The 16,734-nt window shown below is 70.2% G+C and carries 9 protein-coding genes and 1 pseudogene; 6 read left to right on the forward strand and 4 right to left on the reverse strand.

Translation table 11 applies throughout. From position 1 onward, the window contains the following. Nucleotides 1–215 precede the first annotated feature (215 nt). A complete protein-coding gene (locus KV381_RS05940; protein ID WP_030088230.1) occupies nucleotides 216–926 on the reverse strand; it encodes an HAD family phosphatase in 711 nt (236 codons plus the stop codon). Nucleotides 927–1,069: 143 nt separating this feature from the next. Beyond that, nucleotides 1,070–4,386 (reverse strand): annotated as a pseudogene (gene metH / locus KV381_RS05945) (methionine synthase). 240 nt (nucleotides 4,387–4,626) lie between these two features. Here metH and KV381_RS05950 point away from each other — a divergent pair. The 6 genes from KV381_RS05950 to KV381_RS05975 all read left to right on the forward strand — a co-directional run bounded on the left by KV381_RS05950 (nucleotide 4,627) and on the right by KV381_RS05975 (nucleotide 12,201). After that, nucleotides 4,627–5,391 carry an IclR family transcriptional regulator gene (locus KV381_RS05950; protein WP_030085562.1) on the forward strand — a complete coding sequence of 255 codons (765 nt, stop codon included), beginning with the start codon at nucleotides 4,627–4,629 and terminating at the stop codon, nucleotides 5,389–5,391. A 380-nt stretch (nucleotides 5,392–5,771) separates the two neighbouring features. Continuing rightward, a complete protein-coding gene (locus KV381_RS05955) occupies nucleotides 5,772–6,563 on the forward strand; it encodes an MIP/aquaporin family protein (protein ID WP_030085564.1) in 792 nt (263 codons plus the stop codon). Between the two features lie 39 nt (nucleotides 6,564–6,602). Next, nucleotides 6,603–8,147: a glycerol kinase GlpK gene (gene glpK, locus KV381_RS05960; protein ID WP_006123395.1), complete on the forward strand. Its 1,545-nt coding sequence runs from the start codon at nucleotides 6,603–6,605 to the stop codon at nucleotides 8,145–8,147. 14 nt (nucleotides 8,148–8,161) lie between these two features. Next, complete coding sequence (locus tag KV381_RS05965; protein ID WP_030085568.1) at nucleotides 8,162–9,772, forward strand: glycerol-3-phosphate dehydrogenase/oxidase; 1,611 nt, start codon at nucleotides 8,162–8,164, stop codon at nucleotides 9,770–9,772. A gap of 138 nt (nucleotides 9,773–9,910) precedes the next feature. Continuing rightward, the gene (locus KV381_RS05970; RefSeq protein WP_098026191.1) at nucleotides 9,911–10,969 is read left to right on the forward strand and encodes an LLM class flavin-dependent oxidoreductase; all 1,059 of its coding nucleotides are present in this window, start codon (nucleotides 9,911–9,913) and stop codon (nucleotides 10,967–10,969) included. A 167-nt stretch (nucleotides 10,970–11,136) separates the two neighbouring features. Then, nucleotides 11,137–12,201, forward strand: coding sequence for a PAC2 family protein (locus tag KV381_RS05975; protein WP_103538410.1), 1,065 nt, complete (start codon nucleotides 11,137–11,139; stop codon nucleotides 12,199–12,201). Between the two features lie 89 nt (nucleotides 12,202–12,290). Here the strand turns inward: KV381_RS05975 and KV381_RS05980 are convergent, their stop codons facing one another. Then, a complete protein-coding gene (locus KV381_RS05980; protein ID WP_218784808.1) occupies nucleotides 12,291–15,356 on the reverse strand; it encodes an NPCBM/NEW2 domain-containing protein in 3,066 nt (1,021 codons plus the stop codon). Nucleotides 15,357–15,470: 114 nt separating this feature from the next. Then, nucleotides 15,471–16,700: a cysteine--1-D-myo-inosityl 2-amino-2-deoxy-alpha-D-glucopyranoside ligase gene (gene mshC, locus KV381_RS05985; RefSeq protein ID WP_086778022.1), complete on the reverse strand. Its 1,230-nt coding sequence runs from the start codon at nucleotides 16,698–16,700 to the stop codon at nucleotides 15,471–15,473. Nucleotides 16,701–16,734: the final 34 nt, after the last annotated feature.

The raw sequence follows: 16,734 nt of genomic DNA on the forward strand, positions 1-16,734 counted from the left end.
CGGGCGACATACGAACACGATTACGGACAGCTCACCCGATCCCGGTGGGCCCCGGAAGGCATGCTGGTGAGGAAGGTCACGCGTTCACCCTCTTCACATATGCACCTCGTTACTGATCCACATCCATGGAACGTTGTCGGAACGCACACGGGTGGAAGCAGAAAATCCGCTGTTCGTTCACAAACGGACGCCTGGTCCGCCGGACAGGCCCTAGGTCAGCCCGTTCCGCCCGCTCCGGTGATGAGTTTGCGGAGGAAGGCGAGGTCGACCTCTTCGAGGGAGCCGACGACCACGCGTCCGGCCGCGGGCGCGATGGGGGCGACGGACGGCACGGCGACGACCCGGCATCCCGCGGCCTCGGCGGCGGCCACACCGGTGGCGGTGTCCTCGATGACGGCGCAGCGCCAGGGGTCGGCGCCGAAGCCCGCGGCGGCGGTGAGATACGGCTCGGGGTGGGGCTTGGTGCGGGCGACCTCGTCCCCGGCGACCGTGAGCGCGAAGTGGTGGCGGCCCACCGAGTCCAGTACCCGGTCGATGATCCGGCGGTGCGAGGCCGAGACGAGCGCGGTGGGCACCTCGTAGGCGCCCAGCTCGGCGAGCAGCCGCTCGGCCCCGGGCATCAGGGGCACACCGCGCGCGATACGGCTCTCGAATCCGTCGTTGAGCAGCACGGTCAGCTCGTCCAGCCGGATGTCGGCGCCGGTGACGTCGATGAGGTAGCCGGCACTGCGGGTCATCGGACCGCCGACGACCACGTCCCGCCAGGACTCGTCCAGCCGGTGCCCGAGACCGGCGAAGACCTCTTTCTCGACGTCCCACCAGAAGCCCTCGGTATCGACCAGGGTTCCGTCCATGTCGAGAAGGACCGCCTGCAGGGCGGCGCCTTCGGCCGTGCGGGTCAAGGACGCGGGGACCGTACTGGTCATCCGGCACACCTTCCGTAAGGGACGAGAAGGCCGGCCGCCATTCCCGAAAGCGGGAGGGCGACCGGCCTGCACTGGACCGACCAGTGTACGACGTGTCCCGTCGCGGTGCGCGAAAGGCGCGTGACCACGGGGCGAAGTCCGCCCTATCGGGCGTTGAAGTACTTGGCCTCGGGGTGGTGGATGACGATGGCGTCGGTGGACTGTTCCGGGTGGAGCTGGAACTCTTCGGAGAGGTGGACGCCGATGCGTTCCGGCTGGAGGAGGTCGGCGATCTTGGCCCGGTCCTCCAGATCCGGGCACGCCCCGTAACCGAGCGAGAACCGTGCGCCGCGGTACTTCAGCGCGAACATGTCCTCGACGTCCGCCGGGTCCTCACCACCGAAACCGAGCTCGCTGCGGACCCGGGCGTGCCAGTACTCGGCCAGGGCCTCGGCGAGCTGGACGGACAGGCCGTGCAGTTCCAGGTAGTCGCGGTAGGAGTTGGCGGCGAACAGCTCTGCGGTCGCCTCACCGATCCGCGACCCGACAGTCACGATCTGCAGACCGATGACGTCCGTCTCGCCGGACTCCTCCGGGCGGAAGAAGTCCGCGAGGCACAGCCGGCGGCCACGGCGCTGGCGCGGGAAGGTGAAGCGGGTGCGCTCGGAGCCGTCCTCGTGCAGGAGGACCAGGTCGTCGCCCTTGGACACGCAGGGGAAGTAGCCGTAGACGACGGCGGCTGCGGGCGACTGGAGTGGTCGACCGGACCGACGCTCCGCACGTCGCCCGGAACCTGCGGCCCTTGAACGCACCTCAGCACCGCAGCGACATCCTTCTTCGGCACGCGGCGTTGTTTCAGCTCGGGCAGGGCCGCGCCCGGAACGCCGCGCTTGACGCCGATCAGCGCGTCCATCAGCCGCAGGCCCTCGAAAGCGTCGCGGGCGTAGCGGACTTCGCCCTCGTAGATCTCGTGGAGGTCCTGTTCGACGTAGGCGCGGGTGAGGGCGGCGCCGCCGAGGATGACGGGGAAGTCGGCGGCCATCTTGCGCTGGTTGAGTTCCTGGAGGTTCTCCTTCATGATCACGGTCGACTTGACCAGGAGACCCGACATGCCGATCACATCGGCCCGGTGCTCCTCGGCGGCCTCGAGGATCGCGGAGACGGGCTGCTTGATGCCGAGGTTGACGACGTTGTAGCCGTTGTTGGAGAGAATGATGTCGACGAGGTTCTTGCCGATGTCATGGACGTCACCGCGGACGGTGGCCAGCACGATCGTGCCCTTGCCCTCGTCGTCGCTCTTCTCCATGTGCGGCTCCAGATGAGCCACCGCACTCTTCATGACCTCGGCCGACTGGAGAACGAACGGCAACTGCATCTGGCCGGAACCGAACAGCTCCCCGACCACCTTCATGCCCTCCAGGAGGGTGTTGTTCACGATGTCGAGGGCGGGGGTGGTCTGGAGGGCCTCATCCAGGTCGGCTTCCAGGCCGTTCTTCTCACCGTCGATGATCCGCCGCTGGAGCCGTTCGTCCAGCGGGAGGGCCATCAGCTCCTCGGCCTTGCCCGCCTTCATCGACTTCATGTTGACGCCCTCGAACAGCTCCATCAGCCGCTGGAGAGGGTCGTAACCCTCGGCGCGGCGGTCGTAGATCAGGTCGAGAGCGACCTTGACCTGCTCCTCCTCCAGCCGGGCGATCGGCAGAATCTTCGAAGCGTGCACGATCGCGGAATCCAGGCCCGCCTTCACACACTCGTCCAGGAACACGGAGTTCAGCACCACCCGGGCCGCCGGGTTCAGACCGAAGGAAATGTTCGAGAGGCCCAGCGTCGTCTGGACATCCGGGTGGCGCTGCTTCAGCTCGCGGATCGCCCCGATCGTCGCGATGCCGTCGCCCCGGGACTCCTCCTGCCCGGTGCAGATCGTGAAGGTGAGGGTGTCGATGAGGATGTCGGACTCGCGGATGCCCCAGTTGGTGGTGAGGTCCTCGATCAGCCGCTCGGCGATGGCGACCTTGTGCTCGACGGTGCGGGCCTGCCCCTCCTCATCGATCGTCAACGCGATCAACGCCGCACCGTGCTCAGCAGCCAGGGCACTGACCTGCGCGAAACGGGACTCGGGGCCGTCACCATCCTCGTAGTTCACCGAGTTCAGCACCGCCCGGCCGCCGAGCTTCTCCAACCCGGCGCGCAGGACGGGCAGTTCGGTGGAGTCCAGCACGATCGGGAGGGTGGAGGCGGTCGCGAAACGGCCGGCCAGCTCCGCCATGTCGGCGACGCCGTCACGGCCCACGTAGTCGACGCAGAGGTCGAGCATGTGCGCGCCCTCACGGATCTGATCGCGAGCCATCTCCACACAGTCGTCCCAGCGCGCCTCCAACATCGCCTCACGGAACTTCTTCGAACCGTTCGCGTTGGTCCGCTCCCCGATCGCCAGGTACGCGGTGTCCTGACGGAAGGGGATGTGCTGGTACAGCGAGGCGGCACCGGGCTCCGGGCGCGGGTCACGCTCGGTCGGCGTCAGCTCGCGGGCGCGGTCGACGACGGCCTTCAGATGCGCCGGCGTCGTACCGCAGCAACCGCCGATCAACGAAAGGCCGTAGTCCCGGACGAAGTGCTCCTGGGAGTCCGCGAGTCCGTCAGGGCCGAGCGGGAAGTGCGCACCGTCCTTGGTGAGGACCGGCAGGCCGGCGTTCGGCATGCACATCAACGGCGTACGGGAATGACGGGCGAGATAGCGCAGGTGCTCGCTCATCTCGTCCGGACCCGTCGAGCAGTTCAACCCGATCAGGTCGATGCCGAGCGGCTCCAGGGCGGTCAGGGCCGCGCCGATCTCGGAGCCCAGGAGCATGACGCCGGTGGTCTCGAAGGCGAGGGAGCAGATCAGCGGCACCTGGAGGCCCAGGGCGTCCATCGCCCGGCGGGCCCCGATGATGCTCGACTTCGTCTGCAGGAGGTCCTGGGTGGTCTCGACGATCAGCGCGTCGGAGCCACCGGCGAGCAGCCCCTCCGCGTTCTTCTGGTAACCGTCGCGCAGGATGTCGTACGTGATGTGGCCGAGTGAGGGCAGCTTGGTGCCGGGGCCGATCGAGCCGAGGACCCAGCGCTGGCGGCCGTCCTTCGCACCGAACTCGTCCGCCACCTCGCGGGCGATCCGGGCGCCGGACTCCGACAGCTCGTAGATCCGGTCGGCGATCTCGTACTCGTTGGCGGCGGAGTGGTTCGCGCCGAAGGTGTTCGTCTCCACGCAGTCGACGCCGACCGCGAAGTACTCCTCGTGGACGGAGCGCACGATGTCGGGCCGGGTGATGTTGAGGATCTCGTTGCAGCCTTCGAGATTCTCGAAGTCCTCCAGCGTGGGGTCCTGTGCCTGGAGCATGGTGCCCATCGCGCCGTCGGCCACCACCACACGTGTGGCGAGTGCCTCTCGGAGGGCGTCTGCGCGGGTCCGGCTGTCGGCGGCGGGTGTCGGCAACGAGGCCATGGATGATCTCCCAGGGATGCGACGGCTGTCGGCTTTGCGTCCTTCTTGGGGAAGGCGCACCTCGCCAGCGTAGCCCGACGTCGGCCGGCGCTGTCAGTACGTCCATGACGCGGACTGCATGCTGTGCGGGGTACGGCGGGTGCGGTCCGGTGGCGGACACTTTCCCCCGGAGTCCGGCGCAGGTCGGCATCGACCGATAGTGTTCAGCATTGTCGAACCGAGGTGGAGGAGTACGGCGCGATGGCCAAGAACATCCAGTCGCTGGAGCGGGCGGCCGCGATGCTGCGTCTGCTGGCGGGCGGCGAGCGCCGGCTCGGGCTCTCCGACATCGCCTCCTCGCTGGGGCTGGCCAAGGGCACCGCGCACGGCATTCTGCGCACCCTGCAGCTGGAGGGCTTCGTCGAGCAGGACGCGGCGTCCGGGCGCTACCAGCTGGGCGCGGAGCTGCTGCGCCTCGGCAACAGCTATCTGGACGTCCACGAGCTGCGGGCGCGCGCCCTGGTCTGGACGGACGACCTGGCCCGCTCCAGCGGCGAGAGCGTCCACCTCGGGGTGCTGCACCAGCACGGCGTGCTGATCGTCCACCACGTCTTCCGGCCCGACGACAGCCGCCAGGTGCTGGAGGTCGGGGCCATGCAGCCGCTGCACTCCACGGCGCTGGGCAAGGTGCTGTCCGCGTACGACCCGGTGGCCCACAGCGAGGTCATGGAGGCGGAGCGCCGCTCCTTCACCGGGCGCACCGTCACCGCAGCCGACGAGTTCGAGGCGATGCTCGACCTGATCCGCGCACAGGGCTGGGCCGCCGACGCGGAGGAGACCTGGGAGGGCGTGGCCGCCGTGGCCGCACCCGTGCACGACCGGCGCAGGATGCCGGTGGGGGCGGTCGCCGTGACCGGGGCGGTGGAGCGGGTGGCCCCGGGCGGCACGCTGCGGCCCGAGCTGATCGCGGCCGTACGCGACTGTGCCCGTGCGGTCTCCCGGGACCTGGGCGCCGGCCGCTTCTGACCGGCCGCGCCGCTCTTCCGTCCGACCGCACGGTCCGCACGCCGGCAGGGGGCGACACACCCGCGCCCAGACCTGGCAGGCCCGCGCCCAGCACCGCCGCGCCCGGGACGTCCGGGTCCGGCCGGTAACGATCCCGTCGCGCACCGAGTCGTGCACCACAGAACCCTTGACGCTTCCTTCACTCGGGGGAAACACTGCCGTTCAACGGTCGGCATTGTCGAACACCTAACGGCAATACGCGTTAGGGTGTGACAGTGCCAAGGGCCGGTCAAGCCCTTACAGGTGGGCTGCCCACGCTTCGTGGATACCCATCTGGGGCGCGGAACACCGGCGGGACCGGTGATCCGCTCTCCCCTGGACGAAGGACAAAGGAGTCGCGGGTGTCCAGCTCCGACATTTTCATCGGCGAGACCATAGGTACCGCCGTACTCATCCTGCTCGGCGGCGGTGTCTGTGCCGCCGTCACGCTGAAGAGCTCGAAGGCCCGGAACGCGGGCTGGCTCGCCATCACCTTCGGGTGGGGCTTCGCCGTACTGACCGGCGCTTATCTCGCCGGCGGCGTATCGGGCGCCCACCTCAACCCCGCGGTCACGGTCGGCCTGGCCATCGAGGGCGGCACGGAGTGGGGCGACGTGCCCCTCTACCTCGCCTCGCAGCTGCTCGGCGCGATGATCGGCGCCGTGCTGGTCTGGGCGGTGTACTACGGGCAGTTCCACGCCCACCTGACCGACCCGGAGATCGTCGGGACCAAGTCCACCGACGAGGGCATGGTCGACCAGACCGCCGCCCCGAAGGCCGGCCCGGTGCTCGGGATCTTCTCCACCGGTCCGGAGATCCGCAACGGCGTCCAGAACGTCATCACCGAGATCATCGCGACGGCCGTGCTGGTCCTGGCGATCCTGACCCAGGGCCTCAACGACGGGGGCAACGGCATCGGCGTGCTCGGCGCGCTGATCACCGCCCTGGTCGTCGTCGGCATCGGCCTCTCGCTCGGCGGCCCGACCGGCTACGCGATCAACCCGGTCCGCGACCTCGGTCCGCGCATCGTGCACTCCCTGCTGCCGCTGCCCAACAAGGGTGGTTCGGACTGGGGCTACGCGTGGGTACCCATCGTGGGTCCGCTCGTCGGCGGCGCACTCGCCGGCGGGCTCTACAACCTCGCCTTCGCCTAGCCGCCCCTCCACCACCTCACAGACTTCCGGGAGCACACCGTGACCGACGCACACACCACCGGCACCCACGGCACCGGGCCGTTCATCGCGGCCATCGACCAGGGCACCACCTCCAGCCGTTGCATCGTCTTCGACAAGGACGGCCGGATCGTCTCCGTCGACCAGAAGGAGCACGAGCAGATCTTCCCGAAGCCGGGCTGGGTCGAGCACGACGCGACCGAGATCTGGGAGAACGTCCAGGAGGTCGTCGCCGGGGCCATCGTCAAGGCCGGCATCACCTCCGCCGACGTCAAGGCGATCGGCATCACCAACCAGCGCGAGACCACCCTGCTCTGGGACAAGAACACCGGTGAGCCGGTGCACAACGCCCTCGTCTGGCAGGACACCCGCACCGACGCGCTCTGCAAGGAGCTCGGCCGCAACGTGGGCCAGGACCGGTTCCGCCGTGAGACCGGGCTGCCGCTCGCCTCGTACTTCGCCGGGCCCAAGGTCCGCTGGCTGCTGGACAACGTCGAGGGGCTGCGCGAGCGCGCCGAGCGCGGCGACATCCTCTTCGGCACCATGGACTCCTGGGTCATCTGGAACCTCACCGGCGGCACCGATGGCGGCGTCCACGTCACCGACGTCACCAACGCCTCGCGCACCCTCCTGATGAACCTGCACACGATGGCCTGGGACGAGAAGATCCTCGCCTCCATCGGCATCCCGGCCGCGGTCCTCCCGGAGATCCGCTCCTCCGCCGAGGTGTACGGCAACGCCAAGGGCGGCATCCTCGACGGCGTGCCCGTCGCCTCCGCGCTCGGCGACCAGCAGGCGGCGCTGTTCGGCCAGACCTGTTTCGCCGAGGGCGAGGCCAAGTCCACGTACGGCACCGGCACCTTCATGCTGATGAACACCGGTGGCACCCCGGTGAACTCGTACAACGGGCTGCTCACCACCGTCGGCTACCAGATCGGCGACAAGCCCCCGGTGTACGCGCTGGAGGGTTCCATCGCGGTCACCGGTTCGCTGGTGCAGTGGATGCGCGACCAGATGGGCCTGATCAAGTCGGCCGCCGAGATCGAGACGCTGGCCTCCTCGGTCGAGGACAACGGCGGCGCGTACTTCGTGCCCGCCTTCTCCGGTCTGTTCGCCCCCTACTGGCGTCCCGACGCCCGGGGCGTCATCGCCGGCCTCACCCGTTACGTCACCAAGGCGCACATCGCCCGTGCCGTCCTGGAGGCCACCGCCTGGCAGACCCGCGAGATCAGCGACGCCATGACGAAGGACTCCGGCGTCGAGCTGACCGCGCTGAAGGTCGACGGCGGCATGACGTCCAACAACCTGCTGATGCAGACGCTCGCCGACTTCCTGGACGCGCCCGTGGTGCGCCCCATGGTCGCCGAGACCACCTGCCTCGGCGCCGCCTACGCCGCCGGTCTCGCCGTCGGCTTCTGGCCGGACACCGACGCGCTGCGCGCCAACTGGCGCCGGGCCGCCGAGTGGACCCCCCGCATGGACGCGGACACCCGTGCCCGCGAGTACAAGAGCTGGCTCAAGGCCGTCGAACGGACCATGGGCTGGATCGAGGACGAAGAAAGCTGACGAGGAGCATCACCATGACCACCCTGCAGAGCGTTCCCGCCCTCGGAACGCACCCGGCCTCCGGCTCGCTGCCGAGCCGCGCCGAGACCCGGGACCAGCTGTCCCGGGCCACGTACGACCTCCTGGTCATCGGCGGCGGCATCCTGGGCATCTCCACCGCCTGGCATGCCGCGCAGTCCGGGCTGCGGGTGGCTCTGGTGGACGCCGGCGACTTCGCCGGCGCCACCTCCTCCGCCTCCTCCAAGCTCCTCCACGGCGGCCTGCGCTACCTCCAGACCGGTGCGGTCAAGCTGGTCGCGGAGAACCACTTCGAGCGGCGCGCGGTCTCCCGCGAGGTGGCCCCGCACCTGGCCAACCCGCTCACCTTCTACCTGCCGGTCTACAAGGGCGGCCCGCACGGCGCGGCCAAGCTCGGCGCGGGCGTCTTCGCCTACTCCGCGCTCTCCGCGTTCGGCGACGGCGTCGGCCATGTCATCTCCCCGGCCAAGGCCCAGCGCGACGTCCCCGAGCTGCGCACCGACGATCTGAAGGCCGTCGCGGTCTACCGCGACGACCAGATGAACGACGCCCGCATGGCACTGATGACGGTCCGCGCCGCCGTCGACGCGGGTGCGGTCGTCCTCAACCACGCGGCCGTCACGGGCCTGCGCTTCACCCGGGGCCGGGTCACCGGCGCCGAACTGAAGGACAGCACCGACGGCACCGAGTTCGGCGTCGACGCCCGTCTCGTCCTGAACGCCACCGGCCCCTGGGTCGACCACCTGCGGAAGATGGAGGACCCGAACGCGGCCCCCTCCATCCGCCTCTCCAAGGGCGCCCACCTGGTCCTCAAGCGGACCCGGCCGTGGCGGGCGGCGCTGGCCACCCCGATCGACAAGTACCGCATCACGTTCGCGCTGCCGTGGGAGGACATGCTGCTCCTCGGCACGACGGACGAGGAGTACGAGGGCGATCCGGCGGACGTCGCGGTGACCGAGGCGGACACCGCGCAGATCCTCGACGAGGCGGCGTTCTCGATCAGGGACCAGCAGCTGTCGCGCGATCTGATCACGTACTCCTTCGCCGGTCTGCGGGTGCTGCCCGGCGGTCCGGGTGACACCTCCAAGGCCAAGCGCGAGACGGTCGTCACCGAGGGCCGCGGCGGAATGCTGTCGGTCGCGGGCGGCAAGTGGACGACCTTCCGCCACATCGGCCGTACGGTCATGAACAAGCTGGCCGCCCTGCCCGGGCACCCGCTGGCCGAGGACATGGAGCCGATGGACCGGCTGCCGCGGAAGCTGCCGCTGCCCGGTATCGCCAACCCGAACGCGGTCGCGCACCGGCTGCTGATCGACGGCCCGGCCCCCGGCCCGCGGATGGCGCCGGACACCGCCCGGCACCTGGCCACGCACTACGGTTCGCTCGCCTTCGACATCGCCCGGCTGGCGAACGAGAACCCGGAGCTGGCCGAGCGCGTCCACCCGGACGCCCCGGAGATCTGGGCGCAGGTCGCCTACGCCCGCGACCACGAGTGGGCCGAGACGGCGGACGACGTGCTGCGCCGCCGGACCACGCTGACGATCCGGGGGCTGGCGACGGACGACGTCCGCGAGGGCGTCGAGAAGCTGCTGGCCGACCGGGACTGACCGCGACCACCCCCCACGGGTACGGAGACGGAGGCGGCTTCCTCGCGGAGGCCGCCTCCGTCCGTGTGCGCGGGCGCCCGTCACACGCGCCACACTCCCGCCATACGCGTGCAATGTGCCGCGAGCACAGTGGAGTTCATGAGATTCTCCGTGCTCTCCCTGATCGGTCACGACGCGCACCCGCTGACCGGTGACCTTCCTTCCGCCGCCGACCGGTTCGAAGAGGTGATCGACACGGCCTCGGTGGCGGAGCGGCTCGGCTTCGACGCGTACTCCGTCGGCGAACGGCACGCCGGGGCCTTCCTCTCCTCCAGCCCGAGCGTGGTGCTGGGCGCGATAGCCGCCCGTACGAGCACCGTCCGGCTGCTCACCGGGGTGACCGTCGTCGCGATCCTCGACCCGGTCCGGGTGGCGGAGGACTTCGCGACGCTCGACCAGATCTCCCGGGGCCGTATCGAACTGGTCGTCGGAAAGGGCGCGGAGGCGGGCCACTTCGATCTGTTCGGGCTCGACGAGGAGCGGCAGTGGGATCTCCAGAAGGAGAAGTACGAGCTGCTGCGCCGGCTGTGGACCGAGGAAGGCGTCGACTGGGAGGGCGAGTTCCGGCCGCCGTTGAAGAACGTGACGACGGTGCCCCGTCCGTACGACGGGCTGCCGCGTGTCTGGCACGGTTCGGCGACCAGCCTCAACTCCCCCGAGCTGGCGGCCAAGCACGGCGATCCGCTGTTCACGGCCAATGCCATCCAGCCGCGTGAGGCGTACGCCAAGCTCATCGCGCACTACCGGGAGCGGTTCGAGGCGTACGGGCACGATCCGGCGGACGCCAAGGTGGCGGCGGGCTCCGGCGGGCTGCTCATCGCGGACAGTTCGCAGGCGGCCGTCGCGCAGTACAAGGAGCTGTACGAGGCGAAGGTGCGGCAGACCTTCAAACCGCATCTCGCGGGCAAGGCCGGGTACAACACCCCGTTCCGCACGATCGAGGACGCGATCGAGGGCGGCCCGCAGCTGATCGGCAGTCCGCAGCAGATCGTCGACAAGATCCTCGGCTGGCACGAGGTCTACCGCCACGACCTCCAGTCGATCACCGTGGACGGCTTCGGGCTGAGCCGGCCGGAGCAGTTGGAGACGCTCCAGCGGTTCGCGGAGGAGATCGCCCCCGTGGTTCGGCGGGAGGCGCCGTCCACCCTGTGGCGATGACACGGATCCGGCCGGCCGCCGTGACGCGGGGGCCATGATGCACTGATCCGGCCGATGATCCACTCCTGGTGGCAGGGTTCACCCGGCCGTGCAAGAGGGCTGCGGCCGGGGGCCCCGGAAGCCGTAAGGTTGCTCCGTACGTATGGAGACATCGGAAGGAGGCCCGGGTGATCGAGCTCGAGTCGGTGCCCGAGCTGATCGACCCGGTCATGGTGGCCGCGTTCGAAGGCTGGAACGACGCCGGGGACGCCGCCTCCACCGCGGTCGGTCATCTGGACCGGGAGTGGAAGGGCGAGGTGTTCGCGGCGCTGGACGCCGAGGACTACTACGACTTCCAGGTCAACCGGCCCACGGTGTGGCTGGACGGCGGGACGCGGAAGATCACCTGGCCGACGACGCGGCTGTCCGTGGTCCGTATCGGCGGGGAGAAGCCCCGGGACCTGGTCCTGGTGCGGGGCATCGAACCGTCGATGCGCTGGCGGTCGTTCTGCAACGAGATCCTGGGCTTCGCCCATGAGTTGGGCGTCGAGATGGTCGTCATCCTGGGCGCGCTGCTCGGTGACACCCCGCACACCCGGCCGGTGCCGGTGAGCGGGGTCACCTCGGACGCGGACCTGGCGCGGACGATGGACCTGGAGGAGACCCGGTACGAGGGCCCCACGGGCATCGTCGGGGTCCTCCAGGAGGCGTGCACCCATGCCGGGGTGCCCGCGGTCAGCCTGTGGGCGGCGGTCCCGCACTATGTGTCGCAGCCGCCGAACCCGAAGGCGACGCTGGCCCTGCTGAACCGCCTGGAGGACCTGATCGGGCTGCGCATCCCGCTGGGCGAGCTGCCCGAGGACGCGCGGGCCTGGCAGCTCGGGGTGGACCAGCTGGCCTCGGAGGACAGCGAGGTCGCGGAGTACGTGCAGACGCTGGAGGAGGCGCGGGACACCGCGGAGCTGCCCGAGGCGTCCGGCGAGGCCATCGCCCGGGAGTTCGAGCGCTATCTGCGGCGGCGGGACGGCGGTCCCGGGCAGGGGCCGGGCGGGCATGCGACGGAGAGCGGGGACGTGCCGTATCTGCGCGACCCGGCCGGCGGCCGCACCCGCCCGCCGAAGCCGCCGCGTCCGGAGTCCGGCCGGGGCAAGGCCTCCGACGACAAGGGCCAGAAGGGTCCTGACGAGGCGTCGGGCAACGAATCCGACGAGGGCTCCGGCGAGGGCTCCGGGGGCGCTCCCGAGGAGGAGTGACCGCGCGGCGGTACGGCGGCATGACGAACAGCGGGGCGCCGCACGGGAGATGATCCCGTGCGGCGCCCCTGTTCATGCGCGTCCACGGCTCAGGCGCAGTGGAACCTGGCCGCCGCCCAGTCGCCGTGGTCCCCGGTCTTGGACCCGTTGGTGTCGGTGACCTTCAGTCTCACCTGCCGTACGCCGTCGAGCTTCACGTCCACCGGCACGGTCGCCGAGGCGCCGGTCAGCTTCGGCGAGGTCCACAGCACCGTGCCGTCGCCCTCCACGGAGAACGCGACCTCTCCGTAGCCGTCGATCTCGTCGTCGATGCCGACGTCGGCGGTGAACGCGGTGCACCGGCCGCCGAGATGGAGCGCGATGTCGGAGTCGGCGTGGGTGCCGATCCCCTTCTCGTACGTCTTTCCGGCAAGGGTCAGCGTCCTGCCGTCGCTCGCGCCCGACTCCCCGTTGGAGCGGTCGCGTTCGGCCGGGCCGTAGCCGTTGGTCTCGGAGAGCCAGACGAGATCGCTCGCCCAGGCCTCGCCCTCGGGTGCCGGGGGCAGTACGGAGACGGCGAGCCGCTGCCGGCTCGTGCGGGCGTCACCGGCGGCCCGGTAGCGGGCCAGGGCCGTCAGCGTGGTCTCGCGCACCTGGGCGTCCTTCGCCGGGGTGAGGGCCACCTCGACCCGTCGGGTGGCGCCCGCCGGGATGCGGCCCGGGACCTTCGCGGTGGCGGTCCGCCAGCCGTCGGGGGCCTGGAGGGTGACCGTGGTGTCGGTGAGGGCGGTGCTGCCCACGGTCACGTCGACCCGGACCGTGCCGGGCGTTCCGGCTCCGGCCTCCTGGCCCGCGGGGACGGTGAGGGCGGCGGCCGCCGAGGCCTTCTTGCCGCCGACCGCGCTGGTGCCCAGCAGCTTCACCGTGAACTTCTTCGCGGTGCTCAGGGGCGCGGTCTTCACGTGCACGACGCCGCCCCGGTCGTCACGGTCGTACCACCAGCCCTGCCGGGCCTGGTCGTACGCGGACTTCGAGGTCAGCTCGGGCAGTGTCCGGTCCAGCTTCACCGCGCGGGGCTCGGAGCCGGTGTGGACGGTGAACTCGTAGGGGCGGGCGGTCTGTTTGCCGGTGAAGCCGCCCCGGCTTTCGTTGATCGTGACGGAGACGTCGCCCGCGCCGTGCTTCGGGGCCCGGACGTCGGCGCGCTGGGTGGCGTACTTCCCGTCGCGGTGCTCACGGGTGACGCCGTCGTCCTCGTACAGGGTGAAGGAGGTGTTGCCCTGCGGGTAGACGTCCCAGGCGAGCGGGGAGTCGGCGGTGCGGTCGCGGTAGGAGCGGATGCCGGGCCACATCGGGACGGCCGCGCCGGCCTTCACGAAGAGCGGCAGGGTGTCGAGCGGGGCGCCGTAGGTGTCGATGGTGGTGGGGCCCTCGTAGGTGCGGCCGCTCCAGTAGTCGATCCAGGTGCCCTCGGGGAGGTAGATGTCCTTGCGCTCGGTCGTGTCCTGGTAGACGGGCGCGACGAGGAAGTGCTCGCCGGAGAGGAACTCGTACTTCGCGGCCTCCGTCGACGCCTTGGGGTCGTCCGGGTATTCGAGGACCAGCGGACGGACCATGCCGACCCCGGTCTTGGTCGCCTCGTGCGCGTAGGAGTACTGGTAGGGCAGCAGCGACTCCTTGAGCTTGAGGTAGTCGCGGTTGATCGAGGTGTACGGCTCCCCGTGGCGGAAGGGCTGCTTGTCCGTGGCGGCCCAGCCGTCCATGGTCATCGTGGTGCCGAGGAACATCTTCCACTGGAGGTCGCGGGTGTACGTCTTGGCGCTGCCGCCGAAGATCCCGTCGACGTCACCGGTGGTGTAGGCGAGTCCGGACATCGTGGCGCCCGCGTAGGTCGGGATCTGCCAGCGGATGTACTCCCAGGTGCCGGACTGGTCGCCGGACCACTGGACTCCGCAGCGCTGCGCGCCCGCCCAGCTCTCCGGGGCCCAGGTGAAGCCGCGGGCGTCGCTGTTGTCCTCGATGCCCTGATAGGCGTCCTTGCAGCCGTCGAGGGCGAACTTGTAGCCCTCGCCGACCCAGGCGACGTCCAGCTTGGCGACCCGCTGCCCGGCCTTCACCTGGGCGGCGAGGTTCTCGATGCCGTCCTCGGTCCACAGGCCGAGCTCCATGTTGCGGTCCTTCAGGCCCTGGGCGGTCTCCTCCAGGTCCTCGTAGCCGCAGCCGTAGCCGTCGTTGACGAGCATCCAGCCGTTCGGCATGTCGTTCTCGACGTAACCGTCGGCGACCTTCAGCGCGTCCAGGGTGCGGCGCTCGCCCCGGTTGGCGTTGTGGAGGTAGCAGTCGGCGTCGCCGATCTCCATGCCGTAGACGGGCGGCAGGAACGGCTTTCCGGTGAGGTCGGTGTACTGCCCGATGACGTCCTTGGCGGCGTCGGCCCCGGTGCCCGCGAAGTAGTAGGCGTCGAAGCGCTGTTCTTTCGCAGCGGTCGTCACCGGGTCGGTGAACGCGTAGGTGTTGGGGGCGTAGGTGTTGCGGAAGACGCCGTAGCCGGCCGATGAGAGGTAGAACGGCACGGAGTTGGGGTGGCCGCCGTCGTCCCAGTTGTAGTCGACGGCGACCTCGACGGTCTTGTCACGGTGGGAGGTGTTGCCGCGGCCGTTCTGCATCCCGGCCCCGTAGAACTGCTCGGCGGAGCCCCGGGCCAGCGTCTGGACGGTCTGCTCGCCGGTCCAGCTCAGGCCCTTCGCCTCGGACCAGATCCGGCTGCCGTCGGCCCGGTGCAGGGCGAAGCGCAGCGGCTTCTTGTAGGCCCGCAGGGTGACCTCGTCCGTCGACAGCTCGTAGCGGTCGCCGCGGTCCTTCCAGCGGGTGCGGGGCGGATCGCCCTGGGGCAGGACGATGTCGTCGCCGGTGGGGTCGGTGAACTTGCCGTCGGGGGCCAGCTCGATCCGGAAGGTCTCCTTCGAGACGAAGCTGACCCGGGCCTCGGCCTGCCCGGCGGTCAGCCGGTACACCGCCCCGTCCGCCCGGAATCCGGTCACGTCCCCGACCGTGGTGGTCTCCGTGCTCTCCGGCGGGGCCTCGTCGGCGTGGGCCCCGCCGGGTCCCGAGAGAACCGCGAACAGTCCGAGCAGCGCAGCAACTACTGCCGCTCTCATGCGCGTTGATGTTTGCATAGTGAGCTTTTAGCGCAACTTCGAGCACATGACCATGGACAAAAAGGAACCGGCCCCGAACTTCGTAGAGAAGTCCGAGGCCGGTTCGCGCCATCGCGCGGGCGGGGAAACCTCTTAGAGCGCGACTCCGAGGAGGGCGTCGACCGTACGGGAGACGAGGCCGGGCGCACCCTCGTCGGTACCGCCCTCCGCGCCCTGGAGCGCGGCCCAGCGGTCCACCGCGGCCAGTGCGGCGGGGCTGTCCAGGTCGTCCGCGAGCGCCTCGCGGACCTCCTCGACGAGCGCGTCGGCGGACGGCCCGTCGGGGCGCGAGACGGCGGCCCGCCAGCGTGCGAGACGCTCGACGGCGTCGGCGAGCACCTGGTCGGTCCACTCCCAGTCGGAGCGGTAATGGTGGGAGAGCAGGGCGAGGCGGATGGCCGCCGGGTCCACGCCGTCGCGGCGCACGGCCGAGACGAAGACCAGGTTGCCCCGGGACTTGGACATCTTCTCGCCGTCCAGGCCGACCATGCCGGCGTGGACGTACGCCTTGGCGAACGGGTGCTCGCCGGTCAGCGCCTGGGCGTGCGAGGCGCCCATCTCGTGGTGCGGGAAGGCGAGGTCGGAGCCGCCGCCCTGGATGTCGAAGCCCATGCCCAGGTGGTCCAGCGCGATGGCGACGCACTCGATGTGCCAGCCGGGGCGGCCCGCGCCGAGCGAGCCCCCGTCCCAGCTCGGCTCGCCCGGGCGGGCGGCCATCCAGAGCATCGGGTCGAGGGGGTTCTTCTTGCCGGGGCGCTCCGGGTCGCCGCCGCGTTCGGCGGAGAGCAGGCGCATCGCCTCGGCGTCGAGGCCGGAGACCTCGCCGAAGTGCGGGTCGGTGTCGACGGAGAAGTAGATGTCGCCGTCCAGGTCGTAGGCGGCGCCCGCGTCCCGGAGGCGTTCGACGAGGGGCACGATGCCCGGTATCGCCTCGACCGCTCCGATGTAGTGCCGCGGGGGCAGCATCCGCAGGGCGGTCATGTCCTCGCGGAAGAGCGCCGTCTCGCGCTCCGCGAGCTCGGTCCAGTCCTGACCGTCGCGCACGGCCCGCTCCAGCAGCGGATCGTCCACGTCGGTCACGTTCTGGACATAGTGAACCTGCCGCTTGGTGTCGAGCCACACGCGCTGAACGAGGTCGAACGCGTTGTAGGTCGCCGCATGACCCATGTGGGTCGCGTCGTACGGCGTGATGCCGCAGACGTAGATGCGGGCGACGGGACCGGGGTCAAGGGTGATCCGTCCGCCGGTCGCGGTGTCGTGGATCCGAAGGTCGCGGCCCTTGCCAGGCAGGGCGGGGACCTCAGAAGCGGGCCAGGCATGCATGTCATGAGCGTAACCGGATGATGCTTCCGGATAC

The sequence above is a fragment of the Streptomyces sp. WY228 genome (assembly GCF_019287315.1).
Taxonomy (GTDB): Bacteria; Actinomycetota; Actinomycetes; order Streptomycetales; family Streptomycetaceae; genus Streptomyces; species Streptomyces caviscabies.